General features: G+C 42.8%; 14 protein-coding genes. 4 read left to right on the top strand and 10 right to left on the bottom strand.

All coding sequences use genetic code 11. From position 1 onward, the window contains the following. Nucleotides 1–521 precede the first annotated feature (521 nt). The 3 genes from fdoI to fdnG are packed head-to-tail and all read right to left on the bottom strand — an operon-like array spanning nt 522 to nt 5,178. Nucleotides 522–1,178 carry a formate dehydrogenase cytochrome b556 subunit gene (fdoI, locus tag SJ312_RS16630; RefSeq protein WP_094961977.1) on the bottom strand — a complete coding sequence of 219 codons (657 nt, stop codon included), beginning with the start codon at nt 1,176–1,178 and terminating at the stop codon, nt 522–524. After that, entirely contained in the window at nt 1,175–2,119 is a 945-nt protein-coding gene (gene fdxH / locus SJ312_RS16625; RefSeq protein WP_004906826.1) for a formate dehydrogenase subunit beta, read from the bottom strand. The genes fdoI and fdxH overlap by 4 nt, the downstream gene beginning before the upstream one ends. Nucleotides 2,120–2,130: 11 nt before the next feature. Beyond that, nucleotides 2,131–5,178 carry a formate dehydrogenase-N subunit alpha gene (fdnG, locus tag SJ312_RS16620; RefSeq protein ID WP_094961978.1) on the bottom strand — a complete coding sequence of 1,016 codons (3,048 nt, stop codon included), beginning with the start codon at nt 5,176–5,178 and terminating at the stop codon, nt 2,131–2,133. A gap of 174 nt (nt 5,179–5,352) precedes the next feature. Between fdnG and fdhD the strand changes: the two genes are divergently transcribed. Next, nucleotides 5,353–6,183, top strand: coding sequence for a formate dehydrogenase accessory sulfurtransferase FdhD (gene fdhD / locus SJ312_RS16615; RefSeq protein WP_036959175.1), 831 nt, complete (start codon nt 5,353–5,355; stop codon nt 6,181–6,183). Between the two features lie 10 nt (nt 6,184–6,193). Here the strand turns inward: fdhD and SJ312_RS16610 are convergent, their stop codons facing one another. From SJ312_RS16610 to rpmH, 7 genes are all read right to left on the bottom strand, one after another. Continuing rightward, nucleotides 6,194–7,513, bottom strand: a complete 1,320-nt coding sequence (locus SJ312_RS16610; protein ID WP_319868098.1) for a type II toxin-antitoxin system HipA family toxin — start codon at nt 7,511–7,513, stop codon at nt 6,194–6,196. Beyond that, complete coding sequence (locus SJ312_RS16605) at nt 7,513–7,770, bottom strand: helix-turn-helix domain-containing protein (RefSeq protein WP_036959176.1); 258 nt, start codon at nt 7,768–7,770, stop codon at nt 7,513–7,515. Before SJ312_RS16605 ends, SJ312_RS16610 begins: the two co-directional genes overlap by 1 nt. A gap of 322 nt (nt 7,771–8,092) precedes the next feature. After that, a complete protein-coding gene (mnmE, locus tag SJ312_RS16600) occupies nt 8,093–9,457 on the bottom strand; it encodes a tRNA uridine-5-carboxymethylaminomethyl(34) synthesis GTPase MnmE (RefSeq protein WP_004906223.1) in 1,365 nt (454 codons plus the stop codon). A 101-nt stretch (nt 9,458–9,558) separates the two neighbouring features. Beyond that, complete coding sequence (gene yidC / locus SJ312_RS16595) at nt 9,559–11,208, bottom strand: membrane protein insertase YidC (protein WP_094961982.1); 1,650 nt, start codon at nt 11,206–11,208, stop codon at nt 9,559–9,561. Nucleotides 11,209–11,210: 2 nt separating this feature from the next. Next, nucleotides 11,211–11,471, bottom strand: a complete 261-nt coding sequence (yidD, locus tag SJ312_RS16590; protein ID WP_036959180.1) for a membrane protein insertion efficiency factor YidD — start codon at nt 11,469–11,471, stop codon at nt 11,211–11,213. Further along, entirely contained in the window at nt 11,435–11,794 is a 360-nt protein-coding gene (gene rnpA, locus SJ312_RS16585; RefSeq protein ID WP_004906229.1) for a ribonuclease P protein component, read from the bottom strand. Before rnpA ends, yidD begins: the two co-directional genes overlap by 37 nt. A 21-nt stretch (nt 11,795–11,815) precedes the next feature. Then, a complete protein-coding gene (gene rpmH, locus SJ312_RS16580) occupies nt 11,816–11,959 on the bottom strand; it encodes a 50S ribosomal protein L34 (protein WP_004906236.1) in 144 nt (47 codons plus the stop codon). Nucleotides 11,960–12,744: 785 nt separating this feature from the next. Between rpmH and dnaA the strand changes: the two genes are divergently transcribed. From dnaA to recF, 3 genes are read left to right on the top strand one after another with little or no spacing between them, the layout of a single operon-like run. Further along, complete coding sequence (gene dnaA, locus SJ312_RS16575) at nt 12,745–14,136, top strand: chromosomal replication initiator protein DnaA (protein ID WP_004906241.1); 1,392 nt, start codon at nt 12,745–12,747, stop codon at nt 14,134–14,136. Between the two features lie 5 nt (nt 14,137–14,141). Continuing rightward, the gene (dnaN, locus tag SJ312_RS16570) at nt 14,142–15,242 is read left to right on the top strand and encodes a DNA polymerase III subunit beta (protein WP_004906243.1); all 1,101 of its coding nucleotides are present in this window, start codon (nt 14,142–14,144) and stop codon (nt 15,240–15,242) included. 9 nt (nt 15,243–15,251) lie between these two features. Beyond that, the gene (recF, locus tag SJ312_RS16565; RefSeq protein WP_096863652.1) at nt 15,252–16,346 is read left to right on the top strand and encodes a DNA replication/repair protein RecF; all 1,095 of its coding nucleotides are present in this window, start codon (nt 15,252–15,254) and stop codon (nt 16,344–16,346) included. Nucleotides 16,347–16,358: the final 12 nt, after the last annotated feature.

The following is a 16,358-nucleotide window of genomic DNA, read 5'->3' as shown; positions in this document are numbered from 1 at the left end:
TCACCAATGTCCAGCAATTAATTCTTTTAATATATATGCATTATAACATTCTTAAAAAAAACAAATATCAGAACATTAGTTTACTTTTAAATTAAAATAAAAAACAAAGTCTCGAATTAATCAGCAGTGACCATTTAAGATAGACCTTTATTGATCTAATATCAATATTCAATAGCTATTCACAAAAAAACAACAATCACAAAAATAGTTTATTATCAATAAATTAAAGGGTTGATGTCTTTTTTTTACATAATATAAAAACGAATAAATGTTTATTTGTTTATTATTGGTTTAAAAAAATTGTAAATCATACGCGAAATAAGAGCATCTTTATTTGATGTGTATTTTTTTATTAATCTTATTTTGATTAACTATAATGATAATAAATCGCAAACAGGTCATCAAATAAATATATCTAATTTTATTTCTTTCAAATAAATTGAATGTTTATATTTTTTAGATATAAAAAACCCACAAATAACATTAGTCATTTGTGGGTTTGATAACAACAATAATAAAACTTAGTTTTTCTCTTGTTGCTGTTTTTGCTGTTTTTCTTTTTCCAAAAGCTGGCGGTACCACAATGGATGGTGTTTTCTAGCCCAACCACGAGTCACCCAACCTTCAACCATCGCACGTACTGAACCTTTCACCCAAATCGCTGCATAAGCGTGAACCACAATCATGATGATCAACGCAATCGCAGAGAGCGAGTGAATAAGAATCGCTGCACGATAAACAGGGATTGGGAAGTAATCTGCAAAATAAGGGCGCCACATAATCACTCCCGTGACCACCAGCGCTAATAAGCAGATAGTGACAACCCAATACACCCCTTTCTGACCGAGGTTATATTGGCCGACATCGCCCGCCTCTTCGTTTTTCAGTACTTTGCCGATATTTTTTGCCCACTTGATATCTTCTTTATTAATGAAGTTATGATGGAAATAGCGGAAGAACATAAATACGAACAGCAAGAACATCGCCGTACCCACAAATGGATGCAAAATTCGCGACAGTTGTGGCGTACCTAAAATGTTCATAAACCAGTTTAGTGAAGGGAAAAAGAACCCTAATCCACTGATTGCCGTGAACAAAAAGCAAATCACAACCGCCCAGTGATTGATCCTTTCAATCGGTTTATGGCGAATAATTTTGTCGTTATCATCTGGCATCATTTCTGATCCTCCCCTTCTTTTGATTTCGAAGTGTCAGATGACATTGCATTATGCAAATCTTCTAAAGCCTCTTCTTCATCTTTTTTGGAGACGCGGTTTGGACCAATACCCACATAGTGGAAGATGGCCGCCGCAAATGTTGCAGCAAAACCAACCGCTGCTAACGGTTTCCAGATACCTTTCCAGAAAGTCACTGTTGGGCTGATTGTCGGGTTTTCTGGTAATCCGTGATACAACTGAGGTTTATCTGCATGGTGCAGAACGTACATCACATGCGTACCACCAACGCCCTCTGGGTCATATAAACCTGCATTCGCATAACCACGGGTTTTCAGCTCTTCAACACGCTCACCAGCCATGTTAATCATGTCTTCTTTGCTACCGAAGTGGATAGCACCCGTTGGACATGTTTTCACACATGCAGGTTCTTGACCGACTTCAACACGGTCAACGCACAGCGTACATTTGTATGCACGGTTATCTTCTGGGTTAATACGTGGTACATCAAACGGGCAACCCGCAATACAATAACCACAACCAATACAGTGTTCCGATTGGAAGTCAACGATACCGTTTTTGTACTGTACTATCGCGCCTTCCGAAGGGCACGCCTTCAGACAACCCGGGTCAGCACAGTGCATACAACCATCTTTACGGATCAGCCATTCAAATTTATCGTTCTCTTCCACTTCAGAGAAGCGCATTACCGTCCATGACTTAGCGGTTAAATCTGTTGGGTTATCATATACACCAACGTTAGTCCCGATCTTGTCACGGATATCGTTCCATTCGGAACAGGCGACCTGACAAGCTTTACAGCCGATACAGGTCGTCACATCGATAAGCTTTGCAACTTCTTCCTTATAATCCCGCACCTGAGGTGCGGGAGTCAGGGAATTGGTGGCAGAGCGACGAATAATGTCCTGAGATTGCATTGACATAATTTATCTCCTTACACCTTTTCCACATTGACAAGGAACGATTTAAATTCCGGTGTCTGAGTATTCGCATCACCGACAAACGGCGTTAACGTGTTCGCGATAAAGCCTTTCACAGCCAAACCTTCAAAGCCCCAGTGAATAGGAATACCGATTGTATCGATATCTTTACCTGCCACTTTCAGCGTATGAATACGTTTGGTGACCACGGCTTTCGCTTTGATATAACCCCGTTTAGAGCTGACTTTCACCGTATCGCCTTGTTTAATACCTTTTTCATTCGCCAGACGCTCACCAATTTCAATGAACTGCTGTGGCTGAATGATGGCATTTAGCAAGGCATGTTTTGTCCAATAGTGGAAATGTTCAGTCAAGCGATAAGTGGTTCCCACATAAGGGAATTCTGTCGCTTTACCCATTTGGGCCCAGTCGTCTTTAAACACACGAGCCGCAGGGTTTGACACAACTTTCGGGTGCAGTGGATTGGTATCCAATGGTGTTTCAATTGGTTCATAGTGCTCTGGGAATGGGCCTTCGGCCATTTTATCCAGTGCGAATAGACGTCCCATCCCTTCCGGTTGCATGATAAACGGACCAACACCACTTCCCGGCGCGGCATTGCTATAGTCAGGAATATCCATTCCTATCCATTTGCTGCCATTCCACTCGAGGATTTGGCGTTTTGGATCCCATGGTTTACCCATTGGGTCTGCTGATGCACGGTTATAAATCACACGGCGGTTCAGAGGCCACGCCCATGCCCAACCTAATGTATTCCCCAGACCTGTTGGGTCAGAGTTATCACGGTTAGCCATTTGGTTGCCTTTTGGCGTCCAGCTACCTGTAAATATCCAGCAGCCACTCGCGGTGGTACCGTCATCACGTAACTGTGCAAACGAGCTCAGCAACTCACCTTTTTTCGCAATAACGTTGCCATCAGCATCTTTCAAGTCAACTAAAGCATAGCCATTGTTTTCTTGAGCAACTTCTTCTGGCGTTGGGTTATCACGGTCAAAGTAATTCCAAGTCATACTTAGAACTTGTTCAGGTACCGCACCGCCTTCAGAGGCATACAGTTGGCGTAAACGGTGGAAAATACCAGACAGGATTTCACCATCACTGATAGCTTCACCTGGGGCATCCGCACCTTTCCAGTGCCACTGTAACCAACGTGCCGAGTTCACAATCGAACCATTTTCTTCAGCAAAACAGCAAGATGGCAGACGGAATACGGTAGTTTGAATTTCTGCCGGGTTCACATCATTCATTTCGCCGTGGTTTTGCCAGAAATTCGACGTTTCGGTGTTCAGCGGGTCAACGGTGATTAAATACTTCAGCTTAGAAAGCGATTTAATAACTTTGTTTTTATTCGGGAATGAAGCTACTGGGTTAAAGCCTTGGCAGATATAGCCATTCACTTCCCCTTTATCCATCATTTCGAAATAACGCAGTACATCGTAGCCTTGATCCCATTTCGGTAATAAATCAAAGCCCCAATTATTTTCTTTCTGCGCTTTATCGCCATAGAACGTCTTCATCAAACTAACAAAGAATTTCGGGTAGTTACCCCAATAGTTTACCTGGCCTTCAACCGTCGCTTTTGGCGTGTTTGCAGCTAAGTAACTTTCTAATGTCGTTTGTTTTTCTGATGGTAAGGTCAAATAACCCGGCAAGCTTTGTGACAATAAGCCTAAGTCAGTCAAACCTTGGATATTGGAGTGTCCACGCAGGGCATTTACACCACCACCTAACATCCCCATATTACCCAGCAGTAATTGGATCATTGCCATGGTACGGATATTTTGCGCACCCACGGTATGTTGAGTCCAACCTAATGCGTATAAGAACGAGGCTGTTTTATCTTTAGCACTGGTTTCAGCCAAATACTCACAAACTTGTAGGAAGTCTTTGATCGGCGTACCACAGATATTATTCACCACTTCAGGTGTATAACGGCTGACGTGCTCTTTTAATAGGTTTAACACACAGCGTGGATGTTTCAGAGTCGGATCGCGCAGCGCAAGGCCGTTTTCATCCATCTCATAGTTCCACGTGGTTTTGTCGTATTGACGTTTTTCTTCGTCATAACCTGTGAACAAGCCGTCATCAAAACCATAATCTTCACGAATAACTAAACTGGCGTTGGTATACGCTTCCACGTATTCACGCTGAATTTTTTCATTATCCAGTAAGTATTTGATAACACCTGATAAGAACGCGATATCTGTACCAGAACGGATAGGCGTGTAAAAATCCGCCACTGCCGCAGTACGGGTAAAGCGTGGGTCAATCACAATTAATTTGGCTTTATTATGGATTTTAGCTTCCATCGCCCAGCGGAAACCGACTGGATGCGCTTCTGCCGCATTACCACCCATAACGACAACTAGGTTTGCATTTTTAATGTCAACCCAGTGGTTGGTCATCGCACCGCGACCAAATGTTGGAGCAAGACTTGCTACCGTTGGTCCGTGTCAGACACGCGCTTGGTTATCGACGGCAAGCATGCCGAGAGCGCGGGTAAATTTTTGTGTTACAAATCCACTTTCGTTACTACCAGCCGATGCACACAGCATACCAGTGGTCAGCCAACGGTTAACGGTGACACCCTCTTTATTTTTCTCAATAAAGTTCGCATCACGGTCTTCTTTCATTAACTTAGCGATACGGTCAAACGCGTCGTTCCACGTGATACGTTTCCACTCATTGGTACCCGGCTCACGCACTTCTGGGTATTTCAAGCGGCTTTCACTGTGGATGAAATCGATAAGTCCAGCACCTTTCGGACAAAGTGCACCACGGTTTACCGGATGATCCGGGTCCCCTTCAATATGGAAAATGCTCTCTTTTGCATTTTTCGCGCCATCACCGAGGCTGTACATTAACAGCCCACAGCCGACAGAACAGTAGGTACAGGTATTTCTGGTTTCCTTCGCACGCAGTAATTTATACTGGCGCGTTGACGCTAACGCGGTAGCGGGTGCAAAACCCAAAGCCGCTGCAGTCGTACCTGCCATACCGCCAGCGCAGATCTTAAAGAACTGCCTTCTGCTGACTTGCATGGGGATCTCCTCATTTACATTGCTCATGTTTACCTAACGTCAATCGCGATAATCAGGTAAACTGTTCTTATTCAACGTCTTCCTTACGTATCCAGGTTCATTGCCTGGCAAATGGTGTAAATTCTTTTTACCCATAATTAATATTATGTATCATTAATGCTAGGAATTCATCTAATGTATGAAACAAATACTACAAATGACTCCAAATTAATCAAAATGATTGGCTTAAACCAAACAACCGTGCAACAAAAAGGCAACCTTAATTTACCCGTTAATGATTATGTTGCGGAGGAATATCCTGTTGCTTTAGTCTTCAATGGCATATCTCACGTAGTGATGATGGCGACGCCAAAAGATTTGGCGGATTTTGCTATCGGGTTCGCCCTTTCGGAAGGAATAATACAGTCAGGTGATGAAATTCGTGGAATTGATATCGTTGAAGGCTGCAACCGCGGAATTGAAGTACAAGTTGAATTATCTAGCCGCCGGTTTATGGAGTTAAAAGAACGCCGTCGTAATCTAGCGGGGCGTACAGGCTGTGGTATTTGTGGAACAGAACAACTTGAAGAAATTTTCAAACCGATCGCCCCGCTACCTTTCACCCAAACCTTTTCTCTCTCGCACCTTGATAATGCATTACATGAATTGAAAAAAGTGCAAGAGATTGGTGCGCTGACAGGTTGTACCCATGCGGCCGCATGGATTTCACCAGAAGGGCAATTAGTCGGTGGATGCGAAGATGTCGGCCGCCATGTTGCACTCGATAAACTTTTGGGTATGAAACATCGCAACCAATGGCAACAAGGTGCAGTACTGGTTTCTAGCCGTGCCAGCTATGAAATGGTGCAAAAGGCAGCCAGTTGTGGCGCTGAAATTTTATTTGCCGTTTCTGCTGCCACCGCGCTTGCTATCGAAGTCGCCGAAAAAGCCAACTTGACGTTAGTCGGTTTTTGTCGTCAGGGAAAAGCCACGGTGTTTACGCACGGGAGCCGAATTAAAGATTAAAGTGGCATAATTAGTCCCAGCCTTTATTTAATCTCGCTGCTTTGTGATGTAATCCGGATAGAATTGAGTCTGCGATATGCTCAGGGAAATCTGTGGGTAATTGTTCTCTCACTTTCTTAAGAACACTTTCCATTTGCTCACCAAATTCAATTAAGATTTTTTCCATCTCAGCACGATCAAATCCAACGGCTTTGGCCGTTGAAAAAAAATGTCTTGGGAAAATTTGCTCTATATTGTATTTCATCCCCTTTGTTCCCTTCAGCCCCATAGCCAATTTGGCATCTCTAGGGTTAATTCCCCTCCCCCCATAACTAGGATACATGGACAAAATATCGTAAAAAGGTGTTAACTGATAACGGCCTTCAGGTTCAATAAATAATGAAAAATTTTTAGCATGGCCATCCGTCGCTGCAAGTAACCAAAACAAAACCTGGCTCTTCATAAACTGATATCTATCTTTCTCCGCATTTATTGAACCTAATAAGTAATTCATAATTTCAGAAATACCCGGTCCACCATGATTTTGATATTTTCTTGCCGGTGAAATATTCAATGTTTGACAAAAATCTTCTTGTGGTAAACGCATAATCCACGAGGAATCAGAAGAATATTTACGGTCAAAACGTTCAACCGCTAACGCCTTTATTTCACCTACATTTAAAATAAAGCTATAGGGCACATCTAGGCCAAACTCTTTTGCTATCAATAAACATAAATATTCATTTTCTACACTATCCGACATATCTATCGAATAAGAATGGCTTTCTATTTTACCAATGGGAAGTTTAATAATATGGGTAGTTGGAGTCGCATTCTGAGGTAAGCACCAATGCCCATCTAAATAGAGTAATGCGGTTTTCTCTTGAGCGCCCGCAAGTGAGATCCTAAAGTCATCTTCATCTTCAATCATGCCTAAAGGAGCATTCGCTTTATACCCTGTTAATATTTTTTCTAGTTGCTTATTAGATAAGGGTTTATATTCAATTTTTCTGATATTACTGACTCTTTGCCCATCTAGAATGAGTTGTAAAGCCCCCACACTATCCTGACCAATCTTAGATAATAAATCGAAAGGTTGATTTGAATCCGCTTGATAACGACTAACAATTCGATTCCGTATCTCAATATTGTCCGGTAGGAGATTATCAAAAAAATTATAAACTTCGTCTCCTCGATATTCTTGGTGCCTAAGTGGCATTGATAAAGAAATAGGTCGAGCACCTGATGTTTCCAACCAGTGACTATTATATGTAAATTGGTGAGCACCAGTACTTGAACGAATGAAATCCCCAACCAAGTAACCATTCATGTATACATGCAAAGTCGCCATCACCACTCCTCCTTCCATCCGGAGTCTGAATTTGATGAGCCACTTTCATTTCGCGGTTTAATATCGAGTTCTAAATTGAGGGCAGATAAAATCTTAAAAAAGGTTTCTAATTTGGTAGAGTCAGGAGAGAGTTCAAAGCTAGAAACAGTATCTTGCCGAATACCTACTTTGCTAGCGACTTTGCTTTGAGATAACTTTTTCGTCTCTCTGACATCCTTCATATAAGCACTAAGTTGTCGGGTATTCGTCACTTTCATTTTAAAACCTACCTTATTTTTCACCCTAACAATATTTACACGCTACAACCAGTAAATATTATATTACACGCTATAGCCGGTAACATCAAGATTACACGCTATAGCCGGTAAGATATAAATTACACGCTATAGCGTGTGAAAAATATATTAATAAGTATGGCCCACAAAACAGTCGGTGCCATACCTTAGCAAGGTAAAGCTTATATATTACTTGTTTGCTAGAACTTAATAGAGAATTAAGGCAGGAAAAATGAAGGGGACTACCGATAAAGCAAACCTACACGTAATACCGTGTAGGTTATAGACGATAGGTGATACCGTATCACTTCCCAATACAAAAACTTGAGAAAATACGGCCTAATAAATCATCAGAAGTAAATTCACCCGTGATTTCGCTAAGTTCCTGCTGAGCTAAACGTAATTCCTCCGCCAGTAACTCACCGGAGCGAGCATTCACTAACTGGTCATAGCCCTGTTCAAGGTGAACGGCTGCTGCATTCAGTGCTTGTAAATGACGACTACGAGCAAGGAAACCACCTTCTGTATTACTGTTAAAGCCAATGGCTTCTTTTAGGTGATCGCGCAACAAATCAATGCCTTTTTCTTCGCGCGCAGACAAGCGAATTAACGGATAACGGGTATTATCAATAAACTCAACCGGTTCGCCTGTCATATCTGCTTTGTTACGAATGACGGTGACCGGAAGTTCATCAGGTAAACGCGCCATAAATTCAGGCCAAATCTCTTGCGGCTCTGTAGCATTGGTTGTGGTGCTATCTACCATAAACAGCACATGGTCCGCTTGTTCGATTTCTTTCCAAGCACGCTCAATACCAATTCGTTCCACTTCATCACTGGCTTCACGTAAGCCTGCGGTATCAATGATATGCAATGGCATGCCATCAATATGAATATGTTCACGTAACACATCACGCGTCGTTCCCGCAATATCCGTCACAATCGCAGCTTCACGGCCCGCCAATGCATTTAGCAAGCTCGATTTTCCTGCATTTGGGCGCCCAGCAATAACCACCTTCATGCCTTCACGCAATAAACTGCCTTGGCGTGCTTGGGAGCGAACTTGTTCTAAATCTGCCACGACTTCGTTGAGTTTAGCTTCGATTTTGCCATCAGACAGAAAATCGATTTCTTCATCTGGGAAATCGATGGCGGCTTCCACATAGATGCGCAAGTGAGTGAGTGCTTCCACCAATTGGTGAATATGGGAAGAAAAAGCCCCTTGTAACGAATTCATCGCTGAACGTGCCGCTTGCTCTGAACTCGCATCAATCAAGTCAGCAATCGCCTCAGCTTGCGCTAAATCGAGCTTATCATTTAAAAATGCACGTTCAGAAAACTCACCTGGATTCGCGATACGAATGCCATCAATCGTTAATATTCTTCTTAACAATAAATCAAGAATAACAGGGCCACCGTGTCCTTGTAACTCAAGGACATCTTCTCCCGTAAATGAATTTGGTCCAGGGAAGTAAAGCGCAATACCTTGGTCAAGAACAGAGCCTTCCTCATCACGAAATGGCAGATAATCCGCATAACGTGGTTTAGGGAGTTTTCCTAGCACGATTTCAGCAACTTGTGCCGCTTTCGGGCCAGATACACGTAAAATACCGACACCACCACGACCGGGAGGTGTTGCCTGTGCGACGATAGTATCGTTGATTTGCATGATGTTTCTCTGTCATTCCTATAAAAAAATTAAGGCGGTCATTAAATGGCCGCCTTAATATTATATCGATAGCTGAGCAGAAGGCTCACCTAAAATTCAATTTATTTCTTTTCTTTCTTATCGCGACTATGCAGACCACGTTTTTCCAGACCACGGTAAATCACTTGTTGCTGGATGATGGTTACTAAGTTACTCACGATATAATACAGAACCAGGCCTGATGGGAACCACAGGAAGAAGACAGTGAACACAACTGGCATGTACGTCATAATCTTCTGCTGCATAGGGTCAGTCACAGCGGTCGGTGACATTTTCTGAATCACAAACATTGTCACACCCATCAATACAGGCAGGATGTAGTACGGGTCTTGTGCAGACAAGTCTTGAATCCAACCAAAGAACGGTGCGTGGCGCAGTTCAACAGAACCCATCAACATATAGTAAAGTGCAAGGAAGATAGGCATTTGAATCAGCAGAGGTAAACAGCCACCCAGTGGGTTTACTTTTTCTGCTTTATACATCGCCATCATTTCTTGGCTCATACGTTGTTTGTCATCACCAATACGCTCACGCATTGCAGCCAGTTTTGGTTGCAGTAAACGCATTTTCGCCATCGAGGTGTACTGTGCTTTAGTCAGCGGGTACATAATACCACGAACGATAAAGGTAATAACGATGATGGCAATACCCCAGTTACCCACAAAACCGTGAATAAATTTCAGCAGTTTAAACAGTGGCTGAGAGATAAACCATAACCAACCATAATCAACGGTTAAGTCTAAATGTGGTGCAACTGCGGCCATTTCAGACTGAATTTCAGGACCAACCCATAATGTTGATGAATAAGTACCTGCACCATTAGCTGCGATAGTCATTGGTTCACTCTTATAACCAATGATGGCAGACTTTTTATCTAGGTCGATGGTATAGAAAGTGCTCTTTTCTGCACTTGCAGGGATCCACGCCGTTGCAAAATATTGTTGCAACATTGCCACCCAGCCACCTTTAGTGGTCAAGTCGAGGTTTTTATCTTCGATGTCACCAAAGCTATATTTTTTATAGTTGTTTTCATCAGAAGAATACGCCGCACCACGATAAGTATGCAGAGCAAAGTTACTGCTACCGGTATCACGCTCTTTTGGTAACTCGATAGTTTGTTTTAACTGACCGAAGAAAGCGAGGCTCAGTGGTTGAGCTGTTGGGTTTTGAATACTGTATTCAACTTCAACAGTATATTGGCCACGTTTTACAATGTACGTTTTCTGATACACAACACCGTTGTTATCAGTAAATGTCATTGGTACGCGCAAGACGTCTTGGCCTTTCTCTAATGTGAAAGTTGTAGAATCTGCGCTATACAGCGGACGTTCGCCATTATTATTTGCTGGGTTGTCTGGGCCATGAAGACCAATCAAACCACTTTGTGCCTGGTAGACAAAACCTGGGTTAGTTTCCAGTAAACGGAAAGGGCTTTCCGAATGAAGGGTCGCAGGATAGGCTAACAGGTCAGCCTCATCGATATCACCACCACGAGTATTGATGCGAATATCCAGTACATCAGTCTTGACTGTGATGAGCTTACCTTGCCCACTGCCAGTTACGGCTTGAGCATCACTGCTTGGCATATCCGCTTGTTGCGAAGTTTGAACAGTTTTAACGTCCTGAGCAACTTTATCGCTCTCCCAGGCCTGCCAAACTAAGAACGACACGAACAACAAAGCGATGAGTAGAAGATTGCGTTGCGAATCCATCGTTATAATTCTCTATTATCATCAGTTTTTCTAGGTGGGACAGGATCATCTCCACCAGCGTGTAAAGGGTGGCATTTTAATACGCGTTTCGCCGTTAACCAACTCCCTTTTAGCATACCAAACCTGCGCAATGCCTCAATTCCGTAATTTGAACAAGTAGGATTGAAGCGACAACGAGGCCCTAACAACGGGCTAATTGCCAGTTGGTAGCCTCTGATCAGCATGATCAGGATTTTTGAGCCAAGCGACGGTGACGACGCCATAACTTATCCAATGCTTCCGTGATCTGTTGATTGTCCAGATTAGCGACCCCTTTCCTTACCAATACCACAAAGTCCATTGAAGGCAACTCATGTTGATGCAGACGAAAATATTCACGCGCTAACCGTTTAATACGATTTCGCTCATGAGCTCGTTTAACATTTTTTTTGGCGATGGTAAGACCGATGCGGGGATGCCCCAGCTCGTTTAGGCGACCAAGGATTGTTATCTCTGGGGAACTCGCCCTCTGCGGCTGCTTAAAGACATTATCGAAATGCCTGGGAGTTAACAAACGTAACTCCCGGGTAAAAGCGAGCGTAACCACTTGAATAGAGGGCTAGCTTTATTACTTAGATGAAACGGTCAGACGAGCGCGGCCTTTAGCACGACGGCGAGCCAGAACCTGACGACCATTTTTAGTGGCCATACGAGCACGGAAACCGTGTGAACGGTTGCGCTTCAGTACGGACGGTTGAAAAGTGCGTTTCATAACGATTTCTACCTAACTTTTAAATTTATTACTGATTCAGTAAACGCGTTGGCAACCAGTGGAAACTGATTTACACCTGTGCCTCTATCGCAACAATATAGAAAGAGGCAGGATTGTAATAAAACATAGGGGGTCACGTCAATGAAATGACGCAATCAAACCACTTTTATTTATAGCCTGGCTGACCGGTTTGCCGACATATGTTGTGACAGCCGACGAATGATTACATCCGCATACTGGCTGAAAACCTGCTTTTGCCCCCGCCCTGCCTAACATTAACGTTAAAATAGAGCGATATAGCCCAACAAGTTTACCTCAGTTTCGTGTAAAAATCACATCAGTACTGTACACAGGGAGGAAGATTATACGGACTCCGCCCCAAAGCGCAAGGATCTTCAAGAGATCTAAAAATATTTTTTGATCATACAGAATATTTACCGTAAATCGTCTAAAGTTATCCCCAGCATGTGGAAAAATGACAGCAAATTAAGATAACCCGGTCTATTTCTTCTTTATAACGGGTGCCTTATCACATTTACCTGTGGATAAAAAGCATAAAAACTGTGTAAAAGAATGGAGATCTCTGACTAATTTTGCGGTATGATCGCAGGTCTATTTCTGATCTAACGATCGGCAATATGCAGTAAGTAAGAGTTAATCTAAAACATTTTTGGGTCATGCTACTACATGCTATTAAACTACATGCGATTAAAAGTAAGCCCGAGAAATTTCTTTGTTTACATCCGTACTTCTTGTTCCATTGACCTTGTTTAGGGGAGTCCAACGTGTCACTTTCGCTTTGGCAGCAATGTCTTGCCCGATTGCAGGATGAACTACCTGCCACAGAATTCAGTATGTGGATACGCCCCCTTCAAGCTGAATTAAACGACAATACACTGGCACTTTATGCCCCAAATCGTTTCGTTCTCGACTGGGTTAGAGACAAGTACATCAATAATATCAATGAATTATTGAATGACTTTTGTGGAACTGACGCGCCTGCACTACACTTTGAGGTAGGCAACAAACCGATTACAGTCGCACCGGCAGCAACACAAGCTCGTACTGCTCAACAAGTACCTGCGTTTGCCGTTCCGTCAGCCCCAATTAAACCGAGTTGGGACAACTCAGCCAAAGTACAACCAGAAGTTGCTTATCGTTCAAATGTAAACCCTAAGCACACTTTTGATAACTTTGTTGAAGGTAAATCGAATCAATTGGCTCGCGCCGCAGCGAGGCAAGTGGCAGAAAATCCAGGTGGGGCCTACAACCCATTATTTCTTTATGGTGGGACTGGTTTAGGTAAAACCCACTTATTACATGCTGTCGGCAATAGTATTATGCAGCATAAAGCCAACGCTCGCGTGGTTTATATGCATTCAGAACGTTTTGTTCAAGATATGGTCAAAGCTCTACAGAACAACGCAATTGAAGAATTTAAACGTTATTACCGTTCTGTAGATGCATTGCTTATTGACGATATCCAGTTTTTTGCTAACAAAGAGCGCTCGCAAGAAGAGTTTTTCCATACTTTTAATGCGCTACTTGAAGGTAATCAACAAATTATTTTGACCTCCGACCGTTACCCAAAAGAAATTAACGGTGTGGAAGATCGCTTAAAATCGCGTTTTGGCTGGGGTTTAACCGTGGCAATCGAGCCTCCTGAGTTAGAGACTCGCGTGGCGATTTTAATGAAAAAAGCAGATGAAAATGAGATTCAACTTCCGGGTGAAGTGGCCTTTTTCATCGCCAAGCGCCTTCGTTCGAACGTTCGTGAGTTAGAAGGGGCGTTAAATCGTGTCATTGCCAACGCAAACTTTACTGGCCGCGCGATTACTATCGATTTTGTCAGAGAAGCACTGCGTGACCTATTAGCACTACAAGAAAAACTGGTAACTATTGATAATATTCAAAAAACAGTTGCTGAATATTATAAAATTAAGGTAGCAGATTTACTGTCTAAACGCCGTTCCCGTTCTGTCGCACGTCCGCGTCAAATGGCAATGGCACTGGCGAAAGAGCTGACTAACCATAGTTTACCTGAAATCGGGGATGCCTTTGGCGGCCGTGACCATACCACGGTGTTACATGCTTGTCGTAAAATTGAACAATTACGGGAAGAAAGCCATGACATCAAAGAAGATTTTTCTAATTTAATCAGAACATTATCATCTTAATTGCTATGAAATTTACAATAGAACGCGAGCAGTTATTAAAACCGTTACAACAGGTTAGTGGTCCTTTAGGTGGGCGTCCAACTCTGCCTATTTTAGGTAACCTTTTATTACAGGTAAAAGAAGGCACCCTCCAACTCACTGGAACCGACCTTGAAATGGAGATGATGGCCAATGTTGCCCTAACTGGGGAACATGAAATTGGCGCAACGACCGTGCCCGCACGCAAGTTTTTTGATATCTGGCGTGGGTTACCTGAAGGTTCTGAAATTCATGTAGAGCTGAATGATGACAGACTGCTCGTCCGTTCTGGGCGTAGCCGCTTTTCATTATCTACGTTGCCAGCCGCTGACTTTCCAAACTTGGATGACTGGCAAAGCGAAGTGGAATTTTCTCTTCCGCAATCAATACTGAAACGTTTAATTGAAGCAACTCAGTTTTCAATGGCGCACCAAGATGTCCGTTATTACCTCAACGGCATGCTATTTGAAACCGAAGATCAAATGCTCAGAACCGTTTCAACCGATGGGCACAGGCTTGCCGTGTGTGCGATGGATATTGGTCAATCGCTACCCTCTCATTCAGTGATAGTGCCTCGTAAAGGGGTAATTGAGTTAATGCGTTTGTTAGATGGCGGTGATACTCCTCTACAGCTGCAAATCGGCAGTAATAATATTCGCGCTCACGTGGGGGACTTTATCTTTACCTCTAAATTGGTTGATGGCCGTTTTCCTGATTACCGCCGAGTACTACCGAAAAACCCAGATAAAACCTTAGAAGCACGCTGTGATTTACTTAAACAAGCATTTTCGCGTGCGGCTATTTTATCGAATGAAAAATTCCGTGGTGTCCGTCTGTATTTCAGTGAAAACCAATTACGCATCACTGCCAATAACCCAGAGCAAGAAGAAGCTGAAGAAATTGTTGATGTAAGCTACCAAGGTACTGAAATGGAAATTGGCTTTAACGTCAGCTACATCTTAGATGTCTTAAATGCGCTAAAAAGTGAAAATGTGCAACTTCTGTTAACCGACGCCGTTTCCAGTGTGCAGATTGAAGACGCTGATAGTAAAGCAGCCGTGTATGTTGTCATGCCAATGCGCTTGTAATCGGTATTTATGATCCTTTCGCGTTTATTGATCCGTGATTTTCGAAATATTGAAAATGCGGATCTCTCCCTTGCTAATGGGTTCAATTTTTTAATTGGCCCCAATGGGAGCGGAAAAACTAGCATATTGGAAGCCATATATACACTCGGTCATGGTCGTGCATTTCGCAGCATTCAAGCGAACAGAGTTATTCGTCATGAGCAAGAACAATTCATTCTTCATGGTAAACTTAGCCATTTAGATGAACAGCGAAAAGACCTTTCATTAGGTTTAAGCAAAAACCGTGATGGTGACAGTAAAGTTCGAATAGACGGTACTGATGGCCATAAAATTGCAGAACTAGCAAAATTATTGCCAATGCAATTGATTACCCCAGAAGGGTTTACCTTGCTAAACGGTGGCCCTAAATATCGACGGGCTTTTATTGATTGGGGTTGTTTTCACAATGACCCACTGTTTTTTTCAGTATGGTCAGATTTAAAACGGTTATTAAAGCAACGTAATGCCGCTTTACGACAAGTTACCCGTTATGAGCAAATTCGTCATTGGGATAAACAACTGGCACCGCTTTCTGAGCAAATAAGCCAATGGCGTCATGACTATATTGCAGGTATTGCCGAAAATATTGAGCAAACTTGCCAACAGTTTTTACCCGAATTTTCACTCTCGGTATCCTTCCAACGTGGTTGGGATAAAGAAATTGATTATTCAGAACAATTAGAGCGCCAATTTGAGCGTGATAGAGCACTAACCTATACCGCTTCAGGGCCACATAAAGCGGATTTGCGTATACGAGCAAATGGAACCCCTGTTGAAGATATGCTTTCGCGGGGGCAATTGAAGCTACTTATGTGTGCATTAAGGTTAGCGCAGGGTGAATTTTTCACCCATCAGAGCGGGCAACGATGCCTGTATCTACTGGATGATTTTGCTTCTGAACTTGATGCAGGCCGTCGCCAATTGCTGGCAGCCCGCCTCAAAGCTACACAAGCGCAAGTGTTTGTCAGTGCCATTACACCTGAGCAAGTTAATGATATGATAGATGCAAATAGCAAGATGTTTAGTGTAGAACATGGCAAAATAGAAGTTCAACCTCAGGAATAGAAAGAGCAGGAA

Source organism: Providencia sp. CIM-Carb-044 (assembly GCF_033901115.1).
Taxonomy (GTDB): Bacteria; Pseudomonadota; Gammaproteobacteria; order Enterobacterales; family Enterobacteriaceae; genus Providencia; species Providencia hangzhouensis.
The sequence above is the reverse complement of the archived record's forward strand: the minus strand, read 5'-3'. Positions and strand labels throughout refer to the sequence as shown.

Bases quoted from the DNA above. Each gene is read 5' to 3' on its own strand.
- mnmE (WP_004906223.1), bottom strand. From the start codon at position 9,457: ATGCAAATCAACGATACTATCGTCGCACAGGCAACACCTCCCGGTCGT.
- yidC (WP_094961982.1), bottom strand. From the start codon at position 11,208: ATGGATTCGCAACGCAATCTTCTACTCATCGCTTTGTTGTTCGTGTCG.
- rpmH (WP_004906236.1), bottom strand. From the start codon at position 11,959: ATGAAACGCACTTTTCAACCGTCCGTACTGAAGCGCAACCGTTCACAC.
- yidD (WP_036959180.1), bottom strand. From the start codon at position 11,471: ATGGCGTCGTCACCGTCGCTTGGCTCAAAAATCCTGATCATGCTGATC.
- SJ312_RS16610 (WP_319868098.1), bottom strand. From the start codon at position 7,513: ATGGCGACTTTGCATGTATACATGAATGGTTACTTGGTTGGGGATTTC.
- fdhD (WP_036959175.1), top strand. From the start codon at position 5,353: ATGTATGAAACAAATACTACAAATGACTCCAAATTAATCAAAATGATT.
- dnaN (WP_004906243.1), top strand. From the start codon at position 14,142: ATGAAATTTACAATAGAACGCGAGCAGTTATTAAAACCGTTACAACAG.
- recF (WP_096863652.1), top strand. From the start codon at position 15,252: ATGATCCTTTCGCGTTTATTGATCCGTGATTTTCGAAATATTGAAAAT.
- fdoI (WP_094961977.1), bottom strand. From the start codon at position 1,178: ATGATGCCAGATGATAACGACAAAATTATTCGCCATAAACCGATTGAA.
- SJ312_RS16605 (WP_036959176.1), bottom strand. From the start codon at position 7,770: ATGAAAGTGACGAATACCCGACAACTTAGTGCTTATATGAAGGATGTC.
- fdxH (WP_004906826.1), bottom strand. From the start codon at position 2,119: ATGTCAATGCAATCTCAGGACATTATTCGTCGCTCTGCCACCAATTCC.